The 17,490-nt window shown below is 55.1% G+C and carries 17 protein-coding genes; 10 read left to right on the top strand and 7 right to left on the bottom strand.

Features of this window, described 5'->3' with window-relative positions:
* The first annotated feature begins 2 nt into the window (after nt 1-2).
* Genes ASD8599_RS02415 through ASD8599_RS02400 form a run of 4 tightly spaced genes read left to right on the top strand, consistent with a single transcriptional unit; the run spans nt 3 to nt 3,665 of the window.
* The gene (locus ASD8599_RS02415) at nt 3-1,760 is read left to right on the top strand and encodes an L-aspartate oxidase (RefSeq protein ID WP_108827062.1); all 1,758 of its coding nucleotides are present in this window, start codon (nt 3-5) and stop codon (nt 1,758-1,760) included.
* A complete protein-coding gene (locus tag ASD8599_RS02410; protein ID WP_108827061.1) occupies nt 1,757-2,050 on the top strand; it encodes a hypothetical protein in 294 nt (97 codons plus the stop codon). The genes ASD8599_RS02415 and ASD8599_RS02410 overlap by 4 nt, the downstream gene beginning before the upstream one ends.
* Entirely contained in the window at nt 2,047-3,003 is a 957-nt protein-coding gene (locus ASD8599_RS02405; RefSeq protein WP_108827060.1) for a fumarate hydratase, read from the top strand. The genes ASD8599_RS02410 and ASD8599_RS02405 overlap by 4 nt, the downstream gene beginning before the upstream one ends.
* Complete coding sequence (locus ASD8599_RS02400; RefSeq protein WP_108827059.1) at nt 3,000-3,665, top strand: fumarate hydratase C-terminal domain-containing protein; 666 nt, start codon at nt 3,000-3,002, stop codon at nt 3,663-3,665. The genes ASD8599_RS02405 and ASD8599_RS02400 overlap by 4 nt, the downstream gene beginning before the upstream one ends.
* A gap of 260 nt (nt 3,666-3,925) precedes the next feature.
* On the opposite strand, the gene ASD8599_RS02395 is transcribed toward ASD8599_RS02400, so the two are convergent.
* A complete protein-coding gene (locus ASD8599_RS02395; RefSeq protein ID WP_108827058.1) occupies nt 3,926-4,669 on the bottom strand; it encodes a sulfite exporter TauE/SafE family protein in 744 nt (247 codons plus the stop codon).
* Nucleotides 4,666-5,547, bottom strand: coding sequence for a LysR family transcriptional regulator (locus ASD8599_RS02390; RefSeq protein ID WP_108827057.1), 882 nt, complete (start codon nt 5,545-5,547; stop codon nt 4,666-4,668). The genes ASD8599_RS02395 and ASD8599_RS02390 overlap by 4 nt, the downstream gene beginning before the upstream one ends.
* Nucleotides 5,548-5,677: 130 nt before the next feature.
* On the opposite strand from ASD8599_RS02390, the gene ASD8599_RS02385 reads away from it, so the two are divergent.
* The 3 genes from ASD8599_RS02385 (at nt 5,678) to ASD8599_RS02375 (ending at nt 8,708) form a co-directional block, all read left to right on the top strand.
* Entirely contained in the window at nt 5,678-6,655 is a 978-nt protein-coding gene (locus ASD8599_RS02385) for a Bug family tripartite tricarboxylate transporter substrate binding protein (protein WP_108827056.1), read from the top strand.
* Nucleotides 6,656-6,738: 83 nt separating this feature from the next.
* Complete coding sequence (locus ASD8599_RS02380; protein ID WP_108827055.1) at nt 6,739-7,227, top strand: tripartite tricarboxylate transporter TctB family protein; 489 nt, start codon at nt 6,739-6,741, stop codon at nt 7,225-7,227.
* A complete protein-coding gene (locus ASD8599_RS02375) occupies nt 7,224-8,708 on the top strand; it encodes a tripartite tricarboxylate transporter permease (RefSeq protein ID WP_108827054.1) in 1,485 nt (494 codons plus the stop codon). Before ASD8599_RS02380 ends, ASD8599_RS02375 begins: the two co-directional genes overlap by 4 nt.
* A 19-nt stretch (nt 8,709-8,727) precedes the next feature.
* Here ASD8599_RS02375 and ASD8599_RS02370 read toward each other — a convergent pair whose 3' ends face one another.
* Nucleotides 8,728-9,423, bottom strand: coding sequence for a helix-turn-helix transcriptional regulator (locus tag ASD8599_RS02370; RefSeq protein WP_108827053.1), 696 nt, complete (start codon nt 9,421-9,423; stop codon nt 8,728-8,730).
* Nucleotides 9,424-9,522: 99 nt separating this feature from the next.
* Here ASD8599_RS02370 and ASD8599_RS02365 point away from each other — a divergent pair, with 99 nt between their 5' ends.
* The gene (locus tag ASD8599_RS02365) at nt 9,523-10,404 is read left to right on the top strand and encodes a DMT family transporter (RefSeq protein WP_108827052.1); all 882 of its coding nucleotides are present in this window, start codon (nt 9,523-9,525) and stop codon (nt 10,402-10,404) included.
* On the opposite strand, the gene ASD8599_RS02360 is transcribed toward ASD8599_RS02365, so the two are convergent.
* Nucleotides 10,401-11,474 carry a sodium-dependent bicarbonate transport family permease gene (locus ASD8599_RS02360; protein ID WP_108827051.1) on the bottom strand — a complete coding sequence of 358 codons (1,074 nt, stop codon included), beginning with the start codon at nt 11,472-11,474 and terminating at the stop codon, nt 10,401-10,403. The genes ASD8599_RS02365 and ASD8599_RS02360 overlap by 4 nt on opposite strands.
* A gap of 198 nt (nt 11,475-11,672) precedes the next feature.
* Between ASD8599_RS02360 and yghU the strand changes: the two genes are divergently transcribed.
* The gene (gene yghU, locus ASD8599_RS02355) at nt 11,673-12,542 is read left to right on the top strand and encodes a glutathione-dependent disulfide-bond oxidoreductase (protein ID WP_108827050.1); all 870 of its coding nucleotides are present in this window, start codon (nt 11,673-11,675) and stop codon (nt 12,540-12,542) included.
* Nucleotides 12,543-13,554: 1,012 nt separating this feature from the next.
* Here yghU and ASD8599_RS02340 read toward each other — a convergent pair.
* Nucleotides 13,555-14,517 carry an IS1595 family transposase gene (locus ASD8599_RS02340; RefSeq protein WP_108827047.1) on the bottom strand — a complete coding sequence of 321 codons (963 nt, stop codon included), beginning with the start codon at nt 14,515-14,517 and terminating at the stop codon, nt 13,555-13,557.
* Nucleotides 14,518-14,623: 106 nt separating this feature from the next.
* Here ASD8599_RS02340 and ASD8599_RS02335 point away from each other — a divergent pair, with 106 nt between their 5' ends.
* Nucleotides 14,624-14,830, top strand: coding sequence for a DUF6471 domain-containing protein (locus ASD8599_RS02335; RefSeq protein WP_108827046.1), 207 nt, complete (start codon nt 14,624-14,626; stop codon nt 14,828-14,830).
* On the opposite strand, the gene ASD8599_RS02330 is transcribed toward ASD8599_RS02335, so the two are convergent.
* Nucleotides 14,827-15,669: a hypothetical protein gene (locus tag ASD8599_RS02330; protein ID WP_108827045.1), complete on the bottom strand. Its 843-nt coding sequence runs from the start codon at nt 15,667-15,669 to the stop codon at nt 14,827-14,829. The two genes, ASD8599_RS02335 and ASD8599_RS02330, sit on opposite strands and share 4 nt — an antisense overlap.
* Before the next feature lie 100 nt (nt 15,670-15,769).
* Nucleotides 15,770-17,446, bottom strand: a complete 1,677-nt coding sequence (locus ASD8599_RS02325; RefSeq protein ID WP_108827044.1) for an ABC transporter permease — start codon at nt 17,444-17,446, stop codon at nt 15,770-15,772.
* Between the last annotated feature and the right edge of the window lie 44 nt (nt 17,447-17,490).

Here is a 17,490-nt window from a genome sequence, read left to right as displayed (position 1 = left end):
CCATGCGCGTCTCTGATATTGAACGGCACGACACCGACATCCTGATCCTTGGCACGGGCGGCGCGGGCCTGTTCGCGGCCCTTCACGCTGGGCAAACGGCACCGGAAGGCACCAAAATCACCATCGCCGTCAAAGGATTGATCGGAAAATGCGGCTGCACGCGGATGGTACAAGGCGGCTACAACGTGGCGCTTGGTGGCGGCGACACTGTTGAACGGCATTTTATGGATACGATCAACGGTGGCAAATGGCTGCCCGACCAAGACATGGCATGGCGGCTGTGCGAACAGGCTGTGGTGCGTATCCGCGAATTGGAAAATGAGGTCGGCTGCTTCTTTGATCGTAACCCAGATGGATCACTGCACCAAAAGGCCTTTGCAGGCCAAACCGCCGATCGAACGGTTCACAAAGGCGATTTGACAGGCATCGAAATCATCAATCGCTTGATGGAAAAGGTGCTGGCCAGCGGGGTCGAAAAGCTACAGGAACACCGCGCGGTGGGTCTGATCCCGACAAAGGATGGTAGCGCCTTAGCAGGTGTTTTGATGATCGACATGCGCACCGGAAAGTTCCGTTTGGTGCGGGCCAAGACCGTGCTGATGGGCACCGGTGGCGGCCCGACCATGTATAAATACCACACCCCCAGCGGCGACAAAACGATGGACGGGCTGGCGATGGCGTTACGCGCAGGGCTGAAACTGCGCGATATGGAAATGGTGCAATTCCACCCCACAGGGCTTTTGGCGGGGGACCACACCCGCATGACTGGCACGGTGCTGGAAGAAGGACTGCGCGGCGCAGGTGGTCAGCTGATTTCCCATGCAGGGCAACGGTTTATGTTCGACTTTGATCCCAAAGGCGAACGCGCCACACGCGATGTCGTCAGCCGCGGCATCTACGCGGAAATGCGCAAAAACAACAATCCCGACCAAGAGGGTGTGTTCATTTCCATGTCGCATCTGGGACCGGATTTTGTGCGTCAGAAGTTCAAAGGCATGGTAAACCGATGTGCAGATTCAGGTTTTGATCTGGCCACAGGCAAGGTCGAGGTCGTGCCGACAGCGCACTATTTCATGGGCGGTGTGGTTGTGGACGTGGACACACGCACGGCCATGGAAGGGCTTTATGTGGCGGGCGAGGACGCAGGCGGCGCGCATGGCTCCAACCGCTTGGGAGGCAATGGTGTGGCCAATTCCACCGTCTATGGCGGCATCGCAGGCGACACCATGGGGCGCGATGTGGTCGGCATGACCCTGCGCGATCCGGACGAAACCGTGCTGGCAGCAGAATTGGAACGCGCCATCTATCCCCTGACGCAAAAGCCCGATCTGGTGCTGCCCCTACGCAAACAGCTGCAAGATTTGATGTGGGAAGAGGTCGGCGTGATGCGCACCGGAGCTGGCATGAAACGCGGGTTGGCAGGCATCGCACAGGTGTCGGTCGCGCTGATGGACGTGGGCGTCGACAACAGCAATCTTGCGTTTAACCTGACGTGGCACGATTGGCTGAACCTGCGTTCTTTGTGTGATATTTCCGAAGTCATCACCAAGGCTGGTATCGCACGCGAAAACTCGCGCGGCGCACATTTCCGCGAAGATTTCCCCGATGCAGGTGCCATGGAAGACAGCGATTTCACGGTGGCGCAAATGAGTGGCGAAAACGTTCAAGTTACCCGCGAACCCGTTCAATTCACAATCGTGCGCCCCGGCGAAACCGTTTTGCCTGAGGATGCGCCGGAGACTTTGGTGGCAGTACCATGAAGTTATTTACTTTTGTTGTCGATCGAGACGGTGAAACGTATATTTCGCAACAGCGCGAAACAACTTACGAACTCGCAGCTTTGGCATTTATTGAAGAGTCAGTGTCATGCGAGTTTCGCAATCTTCAGGACAATGCAAAGCCAGATTTGTTCGAGCAGATGGTTGACTACACGCCTATCACCAACACCGAAAACACGTTTTGCGTGAGCTTTGTAGACAACCGCAAAAAGCTTTGGCTCATAACTATTGTCGAAACAGTCCCGGCACAGGAAAAAGGAAACGGAACGTGATCCCTATCTCCCTCATCCAATCCACCGCCGAAACCCTCATGGACAAGGCCGCGATTGAGATCCCTCAGGACTACCTTGACGGGCTTCAACAGGCAGCCAAGACCGAAGACGGCGACCTGTCGTCCTTTGTCCTCAAAGCCATGCTGGAAAACTACGAGGCCGCCAAGGAAGACCGCCGCGCGATGTGTGGTGACACGGGCGTGCCGCGTTGGTTTGTCAAAATGGGCAATGATGCACAGATCGAGGGCGGTATGATCGCACTCGAAGCCGCCCTGCGCCGCGCCACCGCCAATGCCACCAACGGGGTGCCTTTGCGCCCCAATCGCGTACACCCTTTGTGGCGCACAGATCACAATAACAACGTCGGGATAGGCGCACCCGAAATCGAATACGGGTTTGAACCGGATGGCGCTTGGATCGACCTGATCACCGTTCACAAGGGCGGGCTTTTTGGAAGTGATTACAGGATGTTGTTCCCTAGCGACGGCATTCAGGGCATCAAACGGTTTTACCTTGATAGCCTCATGGCTTTCGGCAAACGTGGCCTTGCCTGCCAACCTGCGATCATCGGCATCGGGCTTGGTGGATCAAAAGACATTTGCATGACTTTGGGAAAACGCGCCTCTACCTTGCGCATCGTCGGCAGCCGCAACAGCGACCCCGAAATCGCCAAGATGGAGGAGGAGTTCAAAGAACTTGGCAACTCTATTGGCATGGGGGCTATGGGCTTTGTCGGCAAAAACATGGTGATCGATTGCAACATCGAGGTGGGCTATTGCCACACGGGCGGGATGCCAATGTCTGTGCATGCGTTCTGCCTGTCATCGCGCCGCGCTGTGGCCCGCATCCACGCAGACGGACGGATCGAACATCGCACTGACCCCGATTGGTTCACGCCTTATCAACGGCGCGAAACCGTCGATTGGGAACCCCTGCAGGAGGCTGCGGAATGAGCTTGCGCGAAGTCGAGTTGTCCACCACCCCCACAGACGCCGCCATCGCGGACCTGCGCCTTGGCGATATCGTGTACCTGACGGGACTGATGTATACTGCGCGCGAAGGGGTCTACATGCGCGCACTTGAGGAAAAAGCCAACATTCCTATGGAATTACCAAGCCAGTCGGCGGCGAACTTTCATTGTTCTCCTGCTGCTCGGATCAACGCGGATGGCAGTTTTGACATGGGGGCGGTCACGGCAACCGCATCTTTCCGTTTTGCCAAATGGTTGCCTGAATGGATGGCCAAAACGGGCGCAAAGCTGATCGTCGGCAAGGGGGGTATGACCTCAAAGGATTACAAGGACTACTTCGTGCCCAATGGTGCTGTTTATCTGTCCACCGTGGGTTACGGTACAGGCGCGTTGTTGGGGCGCGGCGTCGAAAACGTAGAAGCCGTACACTGGAACGAGGAACTGGGCATCGCGCAAGCCATGTGGGTAATAAAATGCAACCGCATGGGGCCGTTTATCGTGGCGTCTGACATGAACGGTGATTGCCTGTTTGAACGCGAAAACGCAAAAATCGCACATAATGTAGAACGGGTCTATGAAGGCACACGCCCTGCAACCCTTAAGCGTTATGGTGAAAGCGACGACCGCACGGATGAGGTGATCTAGGGTCAGGCCCCATTAATTCTGCGCCGTCAGTTTGACAGATTTTTTCGCTGACAAGAAGCATCTGTGCAAGAATAGTGGTTCTATTTCAAACAGATGTGACGCTGTCAGCGGGAAAATCTGTCAAACCCAGAGGGCGACGATTTCACTTCATTTCAGCGTCGTGGAACGCTTGCAAATAGAACTACTATTTGCGGCACGGCCCAAACCACTGAAATCTTGTGAAATTGCCGCTGACGGCGCAGAATCAATGGGGCCTGACCCTAAAGCACTTCGCTGACCATAATGCCTATCCCCATCAACAAGGTCAGACCGATCAAAAGCCGCCGGAACGCGATATCGCTAAGCCTGCGAAACACCATGATGCCCACTTGTGCCGCAATCAGTCCGCAAGGAACAGTGACCATCAACGCTTGAAACGCGACCGCATCGTAGGCCCCTTTGACGGCCAAAAGCGTGACTGTGGTGCACAGCGTGGCCATATTATAGGGCTGCAAAACGGCCCGCATTTCCGACTTTGTCCAAGGACGCAAAGATAACCACATGGACGGGATCGCCCCTGACACGGACGCAGCCCCACCCAACACACCACCAATAAACCCCACAGCTGCATCCAACAGCGGCGTTTTACGTGAGAACGCGGGCAAAGCGGCCCGAAAAGTGAAATATCCACCATACACAATCAGCAAAGTGGCAATCGCGATGCGCAGCAAGCTCGCGTTGATCAGCCCCAACAACAGCAACCCCAACGGCACGCCCACAAGCCCTGGAACAACAAAACGCAACAAGCGGCGCGGCTCATTGAAAATCTGCGCCCGCACGATCCAAAGGCCCTGTATCCCGGCAAGCACAGCCATGAAGGCGACAACAGCAACGGCCGTGATTGGCTCTAGCACAACCAGATAAAAGCCCAGCGCGAACAAGGCCGTGCCTGTGCCTGCTAGACCGTTGATAAACCCGCCAGCGACGGCCCCAAGTACAAGATAAAGCAACAGATCAAAATTCATGATCCCGCCTTTTCGACAACGCGTTGCAGAATGGCGAAAAGTTCGTCCAGAAGGCGGATTTTCAACTGATCCTTGCGATATGCCAGCCCCAATATCCGCGTCGGCGCGTCCTGCCCCAACGGCAATCGCTTCACCGGCACACTTTCCAGCGGTTTAACGGCAAGACTCGGTACGATGGACACCCCAAGGTTGGCCCGCACCATACTTGAGATGGCTTCGGGGCTGTCCAACTCCATAGTTTCCATCACACGTAACCCTTTGGACAAAATCCAATTGTCGATCAGGGTGCCGACCACGGCATTGCGGTTAAATCGAATAAAGGGACGGGTTTTGAGCAAGGCAATTGGATCATCACCTTGTTCCTCCATAGCGGCGATCAGCTCCATCGGTTCTTCTGTCAGATCGCGGAACTGAATGCCGTCTGGCATCAAATGTGGCTTTGTGACGATGGCCGCGTCCAGATCACCGCGTGCGACATCGGCCAACAATGTACCTGTCAAACCCGGACGGATGCGCAATCCGACATCGGGAAAATTGGTTTTCAGAATGGCCATGGCCTGTGGCGTCAACCCGGTCAAAGTGGTGCGCAACACCCCCAATGTCACCAACCCGTTCAAGCCGCCATCCCCCAAAACCGACGGCACCAGATTGTCATAATCCGCAACCAGTTTGCGGGCCTTGGCCACAATCTGATGCGCCACCGGAGTTAATTCAGGGGTGCGTGTGCTGCGATTGAAAAGGGCGACGCCCAGGTCAGCTTCCAAGGTTTGCATTTGTTGGCTGACAGCCGCGTGGGTCACATGCACAACCCCAGCGGCTGCCGTAAACGTGCGTGTATCGGCAATCGCAATCAAGGTGCGCAACAAGCGAATGGTCATTTCAGGCTCCGACACAGCATAAGCTATTCTTTCAGTAGCTGTAAGATATTTTAACTACTTTTAAGCACAGCTTACGCCTACACTTCCCTCAAGCCGGTTTCAACTGGCACAGAACAATAGGGAGGACATCATGACATTTTACAAATTGACATCCGCACTTGCGTTGGGCGCGGCATTGTCCGCGACAGCGGCCGCCGCTGAATACCCCGAACGGGCCATCAAGATGGTGATCCCTTACGGCGCAGGCGGCGCCACAGACATTTCTGCACGCACCATCGCCGAACCTTTGGGCGATGCGGTGGGTCAGCCCCTGATCATGGCCAATGTGACTGGCGCGGGTGGTGCTACCGGATCCGTTACAGTTCAAAATGCCAAAGCCGACGGCTATACGATGTTGTTCGCACGTGTCGGGTCCCATTCGGTGAACCCCGCGATGAAAGCCACACTGCCTTACACGCTAGACGATTTTCGCTTTGTAACGGTCTATGAAATCAACCCTGTCGCATGTGCTGTAACCCCTGCATCAGGCATAAATTCCATGGACGAGCTGATTGCCAAAGTCGCCGAAGGTGGCGTCAGCTACAGTTCTTCCGGTGTCGGGTCGTTGTTGCATTTGGCGGGTGCCATGGTGCTGAAGGAATTTGGCGTGGATGATCCCCTTACGGCCGCAACACATATTCCACAAAAGGGTGGCGGCGCTGCCGCGACAGCTGTTTTGAACGGCACCGCGACGTTTTTATGCACCAACTCTTCCGCTTTGGCGGGCTTTGTGGCCAATGGTCAGCTGAAGCCTTTGATGGTGACAACACCGGAACCCGTTGTGGGTTTTGACGCTCCGACCGCCAATGATCTGGGCAAAGACCGCCTGAACAAGCTGGTTGGTTGGACAGGCATCGCAGGGCCGGATGATTTGCCTGACGATGTCGCCGCGAACTGGGGTGAATGGATGGCCGCAGCCACCCAAGATGCCAAGTTCAACGAAACCATGAGCGCAAGGGGATCAGTCATCGAATTGATGGACCCCGAAGAGGCCAATGCCTTTATTCAAGGCCAATACACAATCTTTCGCGATCTTGTGGACGAATTGGGTATGCGCATCGAAGGCTGACATCTGGTCGTTTTTGCAAAGCACTGCGACCTGACGCGGCCCCCGACACCAGGCGGCCGCGTCCATAACAAGGGACAGCTGACATGTCACCAAAAGTCGTTCAGCTTAGGCTGGGGATCGGCGCGTGTATCGCGGCGCTTTTTTTGGGGTTTCTTGCGATCCCGACATGGGTGTCATCGCCCAGCAACGTGTCGAACATTGTGCTGTCTCCGACATTTTGGCCTTATGTTCTGACGGGGCTTACGGGATTGATCGGTTTGGGATTAATCCTTGTGGGGCGCTTCGCCAGCCCTGACGTCACACAGGATGCCGCAACCGAAACCGTTGGCGCGTCATGGCTGCGTTTGACGGCATTGGCGGTCATCATGGCGTTGACCATGTTGGCGCTGCCCCGCCTTGGCATGGTCTGGACCACCATGCTGGTCTTCTTTGTCACGGCGATCCTGTTTCGCACACGGCACCCGCGCATCGCATTGGCCTGCGCAATTTTGATCCCGTTGGGATTGTACATCTTCTTTGCGCATGTCGCCGGTGTGGCCATCCCGCAAGGCAACTTTGTGAGACTGCCATGAGTTTTGCCGACAGCCTGATGGCAGGGCTTGGCCTTGTCGCATCATTCGAAGCCTTTCTGGCGCTTTTTGCGGGCATCTGCATCGGCGTTGTGGGTGGCGCCATTCCGGGTTTGTCCGCGACGATGGCTGTCGCGTTGACCTTGCCCTTTACGTTTTCCCTTCAACCCATCACCGGCATTTTGTTGCTGTTGGGTGTGTACAAGGGCGGCATTTTCGGGGGATCGATCCCTGCAATCCTGATCAAGACACCGGGCACGCCCGCGTCATCGGCCACAATTCTGGATGGCTATCCCATGGCAGAAAAAGGCGAAGCGGGCCGTGCCTTGGGTATGGCGCTTTGGGCATCCTGCACCGCCGATCTGGTATCAAACCTGGCGTTGATCCTGTTTGCGGGATGGCTGGCATCCTTTGCCCTTAGTTTTGGACCGCCGGAGTTCTTTGCACTCATTCTATTTTCACTGACCATCATCGCGGGTGTATCCGGCGAAAGCCTGTTGCGCGGTGCTTTGTCGGCGATGTTGGGGTTGCTGCTGGCGACTGTGGGCCTTGATCTGGTCTATGGCACGAACCGTTTCACATTTGGCGATCCCAACATGATGGGCGGTTTGAATTTCATCGCCGTGCTGATCGGGTTGTTTGCCATCCCCGAAATCATCGCAATGGCGTGGAACCCTGTCGCGCATTTGGGAAAGGCCCGCGCATTGGGCCAAAGCAAGGTCAGCTTCAAGGACTACCGCCGCAGCTTCAAATCCATAATCCGTGGCAGCATGATCGGGGTATTCCTTGGCTCTATTCCAGGCATCGGCGCCGCCCCGTCCGCGTTTCTGAGCTATTCCGAAGCCCGACGAAAATCATCCAACAAAGACAAGTTTGGCACCGGTGAAATCGAAGGCGTTGCCGCCTCTGAGGCCGGCAACAACGGCGTGGCAGGGGCTACGCTGATCCCGCTGTTGGCGCTTGGCGTGCCCGGTGATGTCATCACGGCCATCATCATCGGCGCCTTTATGGTGCATGGCCTGCAACCCGGGCCCATGATGTTTTTGTTAAACGCGGATATTGTCTATGGGCTGTTCATCGGTTTGATCGTCAGCTCGGCCTTTTTGTTCGTTGTCGGCAGCGTTGCCATCGAAGGGTTTCGCTTTGTGGCAGACCTCCCCAAACGCATCCTCATGCCTGCCGTTTTGGTGCTGTGCATTTACGGCGTGTACGCGGTAAACAACAACATCTTCGATGTGGGGGTGATGTTCGTCATGGGTTGGGTCGGGTATCTGATGATGCGGTACAGCGTCCCTGCAGCGCCTTTCCTGATCGCTTTCATTCTTGGCCCTTTGTTGGAAGACAACTTTCGACAATCCATGTTGATGTCGGGCAGCGATCCCATGATCTTGTTGCGTGGCCCAATCACATGGTTCTTCTGGGGGCTGACCGTACTGACCATCTTTGCGATTGTGCGGGCTTTGGTGAAAAGCAAAAAAGTCTGAAACGGTCGCGGTTAAAAACCTAGGGTCCGGACCCTCTAAGCGCACGGGTGGAAACCGTTTCATCCTTCTGGGTAGCTTCCCAAAGCGCAAGCAACGCCGCCCCCTGCCCCGCGAAATGGTGTTCTGTTTCAACGCATGTAGGCATGCGGTCCATGCGAAAGTGCCGCAAACCACAGCGCAATTCACACCACCCGACAGCCATAGCAGCATCCATGTAATAGACCATTGCGATGGGCCAGATCACACGTTCTGTCAGGTGGTCGTTCACATCACTATAGGTGATGCGCAGCTTGCGTTCATCGCGGATGGCGCGGCGCACCAACCCCAGATCCACCGGCGTCGCTTCGACCCCGTAGGACGACGCCACAAGCTGGCGCGTGCCCGGGGCCACCTGATGCAATTTACGTGCAGCCCGCTCCGCCGCACGCCACAGGCCAGCATCACCGGTCCGTGCGATCATACTGAGGCCCACAGCCACAGCTTCGGCTTCTTCCATATCCAGATTGAGACTTGGCAAATCATACCCTTTGCGCATGACATAGCCTACCCCCGCTTCCCCATAGATCGGGGTCTGGCGGGCCTGCAACGTCGCAATATCACGGTAGATCGTCCGCACCGAAACCTCTAGCGCATCGGCCAATTCCTGCGCCAACACCGGCCGGGAGCTCATCCGCAACATTTGAATGATTTCAAAAAAGCGATTGGTTTTTGACACAGGCTTGTCCCCTTTTTGTGCCCTCATAGACTAACACCACTGACACACAGATGTCAGGAGACATGCATTACTGCTGCGCCAAACAACAGGACAGCACCTATGCCAAATCATCCACAACACCCCCAACGCCGCATCGGCGTTATTCTGGTCATTGTCTCAGCCGTGGTTTTCTCAAGCGCGGGTATCTTCACCAAAGGCGTAGAGACAGCCGCATGGGACATCATCTTCTGGCGCGGGGTCTTTGCAGCAAGTTTCACGTTGCTGTACCTTGGGCTGCGCGGTGCGTTGCGTCGGGAAGCTCGGGCAATGACCCGGCCTGCCTACGGCGCGGCCTTGCTGCTGGCCTCTGGCACAGCGGCCTTCATTCCGGCCTTCAAGCTGAGCACCGTGGCCAATGTCGCCATCATCTACGCCGCTGCCCCTTTTGTCGCCGCCGCATTGGCGTGGGGTCTGATCCGGGAAGCGCCCACAAAAACCGTCATGATCGCAAGTACCGCAGCTTTTGCAGGCGTGTTTGTCATTCTGTCCGGTTCACTTGGATCGTTACACATCGCAGGGGACGCGCTGGCCTTGTGGATGACATGTATGATGGCAGGCAGCATGGTCATCTACCGTCGCTTCCCCGAAACACCAGCCGCGCTGCCTGCGGCTTTGTCTTCCATCATTCTACTGCCCATCGCCGCCATTCTGGGCGCCCCGTTTGACGTCCCTATTTCGGATCTTCCCGTTCTGGCGGCGTTTGGACTGGTGTTTGCAGTTGCATCCGTCACCTTGTCCGAAGGGGCACGACGCCTGCCTTCGGCAGAAACCGCATTGCTTTCGATTTTGGAAATGCCGCTGGCCCCGGTTCTTGCCCTGCTGATCCTAAACGAACACCCCGCCATACAAACGCTTGCAGGCGGGGCGATCATCTTGGTTGCAATTGTCTGGTCGCAACGCAAAGGGGCCGCTTCAACCGAAGGGCAGCCCAATGCCCCCTAGAACCCGATGGCCCAGTCGGCCAAGGCCATGAACATTGGAATGCTTAGGATGGCGACAGGCGTTCCAAGACCGGTAGATGCCCCCACATAGGCGGAAGGATTGGCTTCGGGCAATGCCGCGCGCATCGTCGGCGGCCCCGAAATATCTGAACTGGAGGCCGCCATAATAGCCAAAAGCACCACACCGCCCGCTGAAAAGCCCGTCATGTGATGGGCAATCAATCCGGCACCGAAGCCGATCATGCCATGTACCAAAGGCGCGGTCAGCCCATAGATAACGTAGGCATGGGCCACCTTGCGCAAATCCGCCAGCCGCGACCACGCCTCCATGCCCATGATCAACATCAAAACAGACAGTAGCCCCCGGAAAAGTGGTTCATAAAAGCTGGCGTAGACGCTGTCGGGCCGTGCAAAAAACCCAAGGGCCAGGCCCAGCAAAAGCGCGGAGATCGCACTGCTTTTCAAGGTATCGGTTAGAATGCCTTTGATTAGGCCATCTTCGATTTCAGCATCTTCTTTGGCGTTGCGATTTATGGGCGTATCGCCCCCCATTGTCATAACGCCGCCCTGCACAGAAGACGCTGATTTCCGTGCCGCAGCCATTTTGGCAAGCACGATGGCCGTGACCAATGCGGCAACATCCATGAATGGGTAGAGGGCGGCAATGAACCCTTCATAGTAGATGCTTTCGCCGTCCAAAATAGACATGCCCGCAGCCAGAGTGGAGGCCGAAACGGCACCAAACAAGCCCGCCGTCGCCATGCCATCGGTGTTGGACACACCCTTGAACCCCGCCAAAGTGCGACTGCCCAACAAAACGATCGTCACCCCGACGGCCACCGCCAACAGGCCGGGCACCAAAAGCTCGACAAAATCCGCTTCCCGCACCGAAATACCCGCACCCATCCCAACCTTGAGAAGCAGCAGTAATACAATGAATTTATAAACGGGTTCGGGCACTTCTAGCTTGCTGCCCAAGGCGGCCAGCATCATCCCCCCAATCAAGAAAGCCAGCGTGGGCTTTTGCATCTGAGCGATGATCGTGGCGGCAACGTCTGCAAGCATATCCATGGCGCGTTCCTTTGTGTGCGTTGGAACATGATGTAGCCCTGGTCAGATCATTATAAAAATATAACTTTTTGACTCTTTTGTTCACTTTATTAAACCAATGACGCGACGGATGTCATCACTTCTGCGTGCCACCCTCCTTGCGCCGCGCACCACATGACATAGGTTAAGCCGACAGAATTTACCCGAAAGGCACGTCACATGAGCGACCCAACATACACCCCCCCCGCAGTCTGGACATGGGACACGTCTTCAGGCGGGAAATTCGCCAATATCAACCGCCCCATCGCAGGGCCCACCCATGACAAGGAACTGCCGATCGGCAAGCACCCCTTGCAGCTGCATTCACTGGCGACGCCAAACGGCGTTAAAGTGACCGTACTTTTGGAAGAGCTTTTGGAAGCGGGCCACAAGGGCGCGGAATATGACGCCTATCTGGTGAACATCGGTGAAGGGGATCAATTCGGGTCCGGTTTTGTCGAAATCAATCCGAATTCCAAAATCCCCGCCATGATGGACCGGTCGGGCGACACACCTGTGCGCTTGTTCGAAAGCGCGTCGATTATGCTATATCTGGCGGAAAAATTTGACGCCTTCGTCCCGACAGATCCAGCAGCCAAAGCCGAAGTCATGAATTGGGTGTTCTGGCAAATGGGCAGCGCCCCGTATTTGGGTGGCGGCTTCGGGCATTTTTATGCCTATGCACCAGAAAAGTATGAATATCCCATCAATCGCTTCACAATGGAAACCAAGCGCCAGCTGGATGTGTTGGACCGGCAACTGGCGGAAACGTCTTATATCGCAGGCGAAGACTATACGATCGCGGATATGGCGATTTGGGCCTGGTACGGCCAGTTGGTGCTGGGACGTCTTTATGAGGCCGCTGAATTCCTGGACGTGAAAAGCTACAAACACGTCATGGCTTGGGCCGAAAAAATCGATGCACGACCTGCCGTGACGCGCGGACGTATGGTGAACCGTCCGTTTGGAGAGCCGTCCATGCAATTGCATGAACGTCACGACGCGTCAGATTTTGAAACCAAGACCCAAGACAAAATTGGCGACGAATAGAACGGAATGCTGGGGGCTCTGCCCCCGGCGTTTCACGCCTCCCCCGGGATATTTTCGGCCTTATGTATCAAACGCACCAACACTTGTGAATCCCAAACGGCTATTCTTGGCCCATGTTGGACAAGTCGATAGATAACGCGCTACTGGCGCTGCGAAAGCAGATCACAAGAGGCGATGGTGACGGGCTGGGGCATGTTGAGGCGTTGCTGGTGTTGCGTGGGGTTCACATGCCCACCGTGTTACCTGCTAGGCGGTCATGCGCTGCGGGGAGGGGCCACACCCGCGCTATGGTAATGAACGCGCTCAGAGACGGGCCAAAACTGCGCAGAGATATTGTGCGGCATGTTTCAGCACAGCGACCAGAGATACCGCCCGAAGTGGCCTATCGTCGCGTAGACCAGTGCTTGTGGAAAATGAAAAAGGCAGGGATAGTGGTGCAGGACTTCGGGCCAGATGGGTGTTTGTGGAGGCTGGCCCCGTAGGGCCAGCCAGTAGGAGTTAGAGATTATGGTTAGTGATGAACCTATGAACCTTCTTTGGGATGGGCTTCGACGTGAACTTGATGCCCTTGCTTCGCCCGAAAGACTGCCGCATAGATTTTTGCATACTGTGCTTTGCGGCTTCTGTGAGGAAGGCTTTGACCTCAGCGAGGACGTTTTCACGTGTGTCGCTAATCCCGCAAATAGGGCAGGAAAAGAGGTCTTGATCCTGACTGTCAGTGGGACCTTCAAGAGGTACGCGACAAGAGCCGCAAAGGATGCTTTGGGTGTCGTTAGTCATTAATTGTCCTTTCAAGAACAAAATGACCGGCTTGACTTTATGATTCACTTGACGCATCTGTGTCAGTGTGAATTCACAAAATTTCCACCGGCCAAACGGTGGGTTTCTTAGAGCGCATAGGTCTGAACACCTATGCGCTTTTTCTTTACCCGATTCTCATGTGTGAGTCTATTGCGCCTTACTATATTTTGTGTGTTGTCAATTTGCTGTAACAAAATAAGTTGAAAATTGATCAAGCCGCACGCTGCCAATAGCCTTTCCAGTTCCGCGACACGGGCGCGTCCATCGCGTTAGACACAACGATGTGCGCCATGGTGCCGTTGTCGGTGCGGCGGTTGTCTTCCAACCATGCGGAGTGGTTGGCATACTGGTGCAGGTACTTGGGGGACACGCCGTGGTGCTGGCCTTGGATCATGTTGCGCAGACGGGAGAAGAACGACTCAACCATGTTTGTGTGCTTGCCGTGGTCGCTGTAAATCTCGCTATGGTTCACGCGGTCTACGTCATAGCCCATGTGCAAAGCATCCCAGTGGCTTGCTTCGTCTGCTGACATGGTTGCCATGCGCGACACGTTCTCTTGTGCCAGTGCTACGCCTTCGCCCTCGGTCATTGCCACGAAGGGCAGTGTGCGGCCTGTACGCTCACGCAGGGCCACCACAACGCGGCGCATACCTGTCTGGTGCTTCTTGAGGCGACGATCAACGCGCTTGGCTTTCTCGTTGTGGGGGCGGATGTGACCGCCAAAATACGCACCATCAATCTCGACATGGCCTTCCAGCACTTCACCCGTCTGGACCTCACGTGCAATCGCCTCACGCAGTTTGTGGGCCAGCACAAAAGCTGTCTTGTATTGGCAATCAATGTCGCGGGAAAGCTGCACCATGCTCATACCTTTGGAGGCGTTCACGATCAGGCAGATCGCGGCCAAAAGGTCTACGAAGCCCATCTTACGGGATGCAAAGATTGTACCGCTGGTGACACTAAACTGGTGGTGGCAGTTCTTGCACTTGAACTTGCGGCGCGTGGTGATCTTGTACGCCTCCTGGTTGGAGCAAACGGGGCAAACCGCCTCACCGTCTGTCTCAGGCCAGCGCATCTTGCAGAACGTCTCATGCGCCGCCGCTTCGCCAGCTTTGTAGATGCTGCGAAGGCTAAGGGTGCGTGATGCCGCTGAAAGAAGAAAGTGCTGTGCCATTGTCATTACCTATGATTACCTATATCACATATATAGTACATACAGGTATGGTTTACAATGACAAATATCACATATACGATGCCTTTATCATATATGGAGATGCATCATGCCAGATCAGAGCGACTGGGAAGCCAAGGCGGCTAACATTTTGAAGGCTGAATTGAAGCGGCAGGGCGTAACCTACGCCCAGCTTGCCGAGTTGATTGGGGATAAAGAGCCAAACGTGCGCAACAAACTATCACGCGGCAAGTTCAGCGCAGCCTACATGATACAGTGCATGTCCGTAATAGGGGTTTCCGAAATTCGTATCTAACTCTCGTCGGTTAGGTCGATTACTTGATGTAAATGAGTGACTGCATACGCAACGGGTCGCGGCCCGGAGAAGATTAAATTTAGATCAACGATAAATCCACGCTTATAAATGTTTTCATCCGCGTTCTGGATTTCGTCTTTTATCTGCGCTTCCGCTAAGTCTGAACCATAAACGAGCGCTCTAGACTTTTCAGAAATTTCTTCGACTACGACCCGTTCACCAGATTTTTTCCCTACCACAGCGTTGCCAACGTCAGAACGGGTAAACGTCATAAGAACACGCTGATGATCCGAGGCGCTTACCTTGTCCAGTTCGGTCTTCTGCTCATTAATTGTTACTAAAGCATCTCTTGCTTCGCGTTCAGTAAAAACAGCCTCAAATTCAGTTTCATATTCACTTTCTTTAAGGCGTAAACCCTTCAAGCTCATGGTGCCGTTCTTGTCGTTAGCTAGGGCCTGCACAGTTTTTGCAACGTCTGATAGTTGAGACTTCTTTGCACCGCCTAGATGTTTTCCCTGCACAAAATCTCTAATTCGTCTATTGAAGAGCGCCCCAAAGCCAAGCGCTATGAGTGCGGCGTCTGCTATTCCGACTAAGTCAGGAATGTCCGCAAACATTGCCGCTATCACTGAACCCTTGCGAACCTCGCTAACATACATCTTAGCAGTTCCAGCAGACTCTGGATGGCTTTCTACAAGGTATCTTTCAAACTCAGCACCAAAGCCCGCGAACAACGCCGCAAAGTCACCAATCTCTACAGGATCAGTAAGGTCTAGTTTGATTTCTAAGTATGCTTCGGCGTTCCTCATAAAATCGGAATAGGTCACAAAATCTTTCATATGTCACCCTCTAGTTGAAAAGGGTTGAAAGTTTGCCAATCGGCTTGGTGCGTTTGATACATAAGGCCGGATATTTTTAGCGAAAAGAGGCACAGGTATCTTACCTTTGCCGTCCGACCTGTCGGCAAATCAGAATGACAGGCAACAGCCCCATCGCCACAATCACCAAGCTGGGCACCGCGGCCCCATCCAACCGTTCATCCGACGCAAGCCGGTATGCTTGTACGGCCAATGTGTCATAGTTGAAGGGCCGCATAATCAAAGTCGCAGGCAGTTCTTTCATCACATCCACAAATACAATCAGCAGTGCTGTCAGCAAACTGGGTGTCAGGATCGGCAGATGAACCCGTCGTAGCGTCCCGATTGGCGTTTGCCCCAATGACCGACTGGCTGCATCCATATTTGCGTGCACCAGCGCCTGCCCCCCTTCATATGCCCCCAGCGCCGCCGCGGAAAAGCGCACCAGATAAGCGCCAATCAACAACCAGATAGATCCTGTAATCAGCAACCCTGTCGGCACATCAAACGTAGCACGCATCCAGCCGTCCAGCGCGTTATCAAAGGCCGCAAATGGCACCAGAAGCCCCACGGCAATCACGCCGCCCGGCACAGCATATCCCAACCGCGCTGCATAAGCCGCACCCGCTGATATACGCCCCGGCTGCAAACGTTGGTAGAACCCAACGACAATCGCAGCGAACACCGTGACCACGGCTGCAGTTCCCGCCAATGTCAGCGAATTTTGCAAGAAGCCCACATAGCGGGCGCTTAGCAAATTCTGCTCTGATCCCAGCCCCATCCAAAACAAGACCGCAGCTGGAAGCAAAGCACCCAAAACCACGGGCAACAAGCACGCAGCACACGCGACCCAACCGGCCCAACCCTTTAGTAAAATGAGCGTTTTGTCCTGAGACCGTCGCGCAGGATCGTAGTATTTTGAACGGCCGCGTTGCATGCGTTCCAACACGGCCAACAACAAGGCGAAGCTTAGCAAGCACAAAGCCAATTGCGCAGCCCCCGCCCGGTCCGCCAATGAAAACCAGCTTGTGTAGATCCCTGTGGCGAAGGTCTGCACGCCAAAATAGGCAACGGTTCCGAAATCCGCGATGGTTTCCATAACCGCCAGCAACACCCCCGCTGCGATTGCAGGTCGTGCCAACGGCAAGCTGACACGAAAGAAAGCTGACCACGCAGAGCTTCCCAAGGCACGCGCCGCCAGAAAGGTGGTGCCGCTTTGCTGCAAAAACGATGCCCGTGCCAAAAGGTAAACGTAGGGGTAAAGCACCAAAACCAACATCAATGCAGCCCCCCCCAAAGATCGGATTTCCGGGAACCAATAGTCGCGTGGACCGTAGCCCATAACATCACGCAATGCCGTTTGAACAACGCCGGGATGATCCAGAATATGGGTGTAGGCATAGGCCAGAACATAGGCTGGAAACGCCAACGGCAGCACCAGAACCACCTCGATCCAGCGCACGCCTGGAAAGCGGGTCATCGTCACCAGCCAAGCCGCACCCACGCCGATCGCAAAGGTGCCAAACGACACAATCAAAGCCAACAGCAACGTGTTGCCCGCATACCGCGGCAACACAGTGCTTACCAAATGCGCAACCGTATCTGTGCCCCCGCTGAAGGCCGCCACGACAACGGCAAGCATCGGCAGCAAACACACCACCGCCACGCCAAGCGCTACAACGCTAAGCCCGCGCGGGGCAAAGCGCGCACGGCGATGTGGCCGGACACGCGGTGTGTCGGGAAGGGTTTGATCAGTCATACCGCTATTTCGACTATTTTAGTCAGAATATCCAGTGCAAGAAA

This window comes from Ascidiaceihabitans donghaensis, from assembly GCF_900302465.1.
GTDB classification, from domain to species: Bacteria; Pseudomonadota; Alphaproteobacteria; order Rhodobacterales; family Rhodobacteraceae; genus Ascidiaceihabitans; species Ascidiaceihabitans donghaensis.
This window is presented reverse-complemented; position numbering and strand designations above follow the sequence as displayed.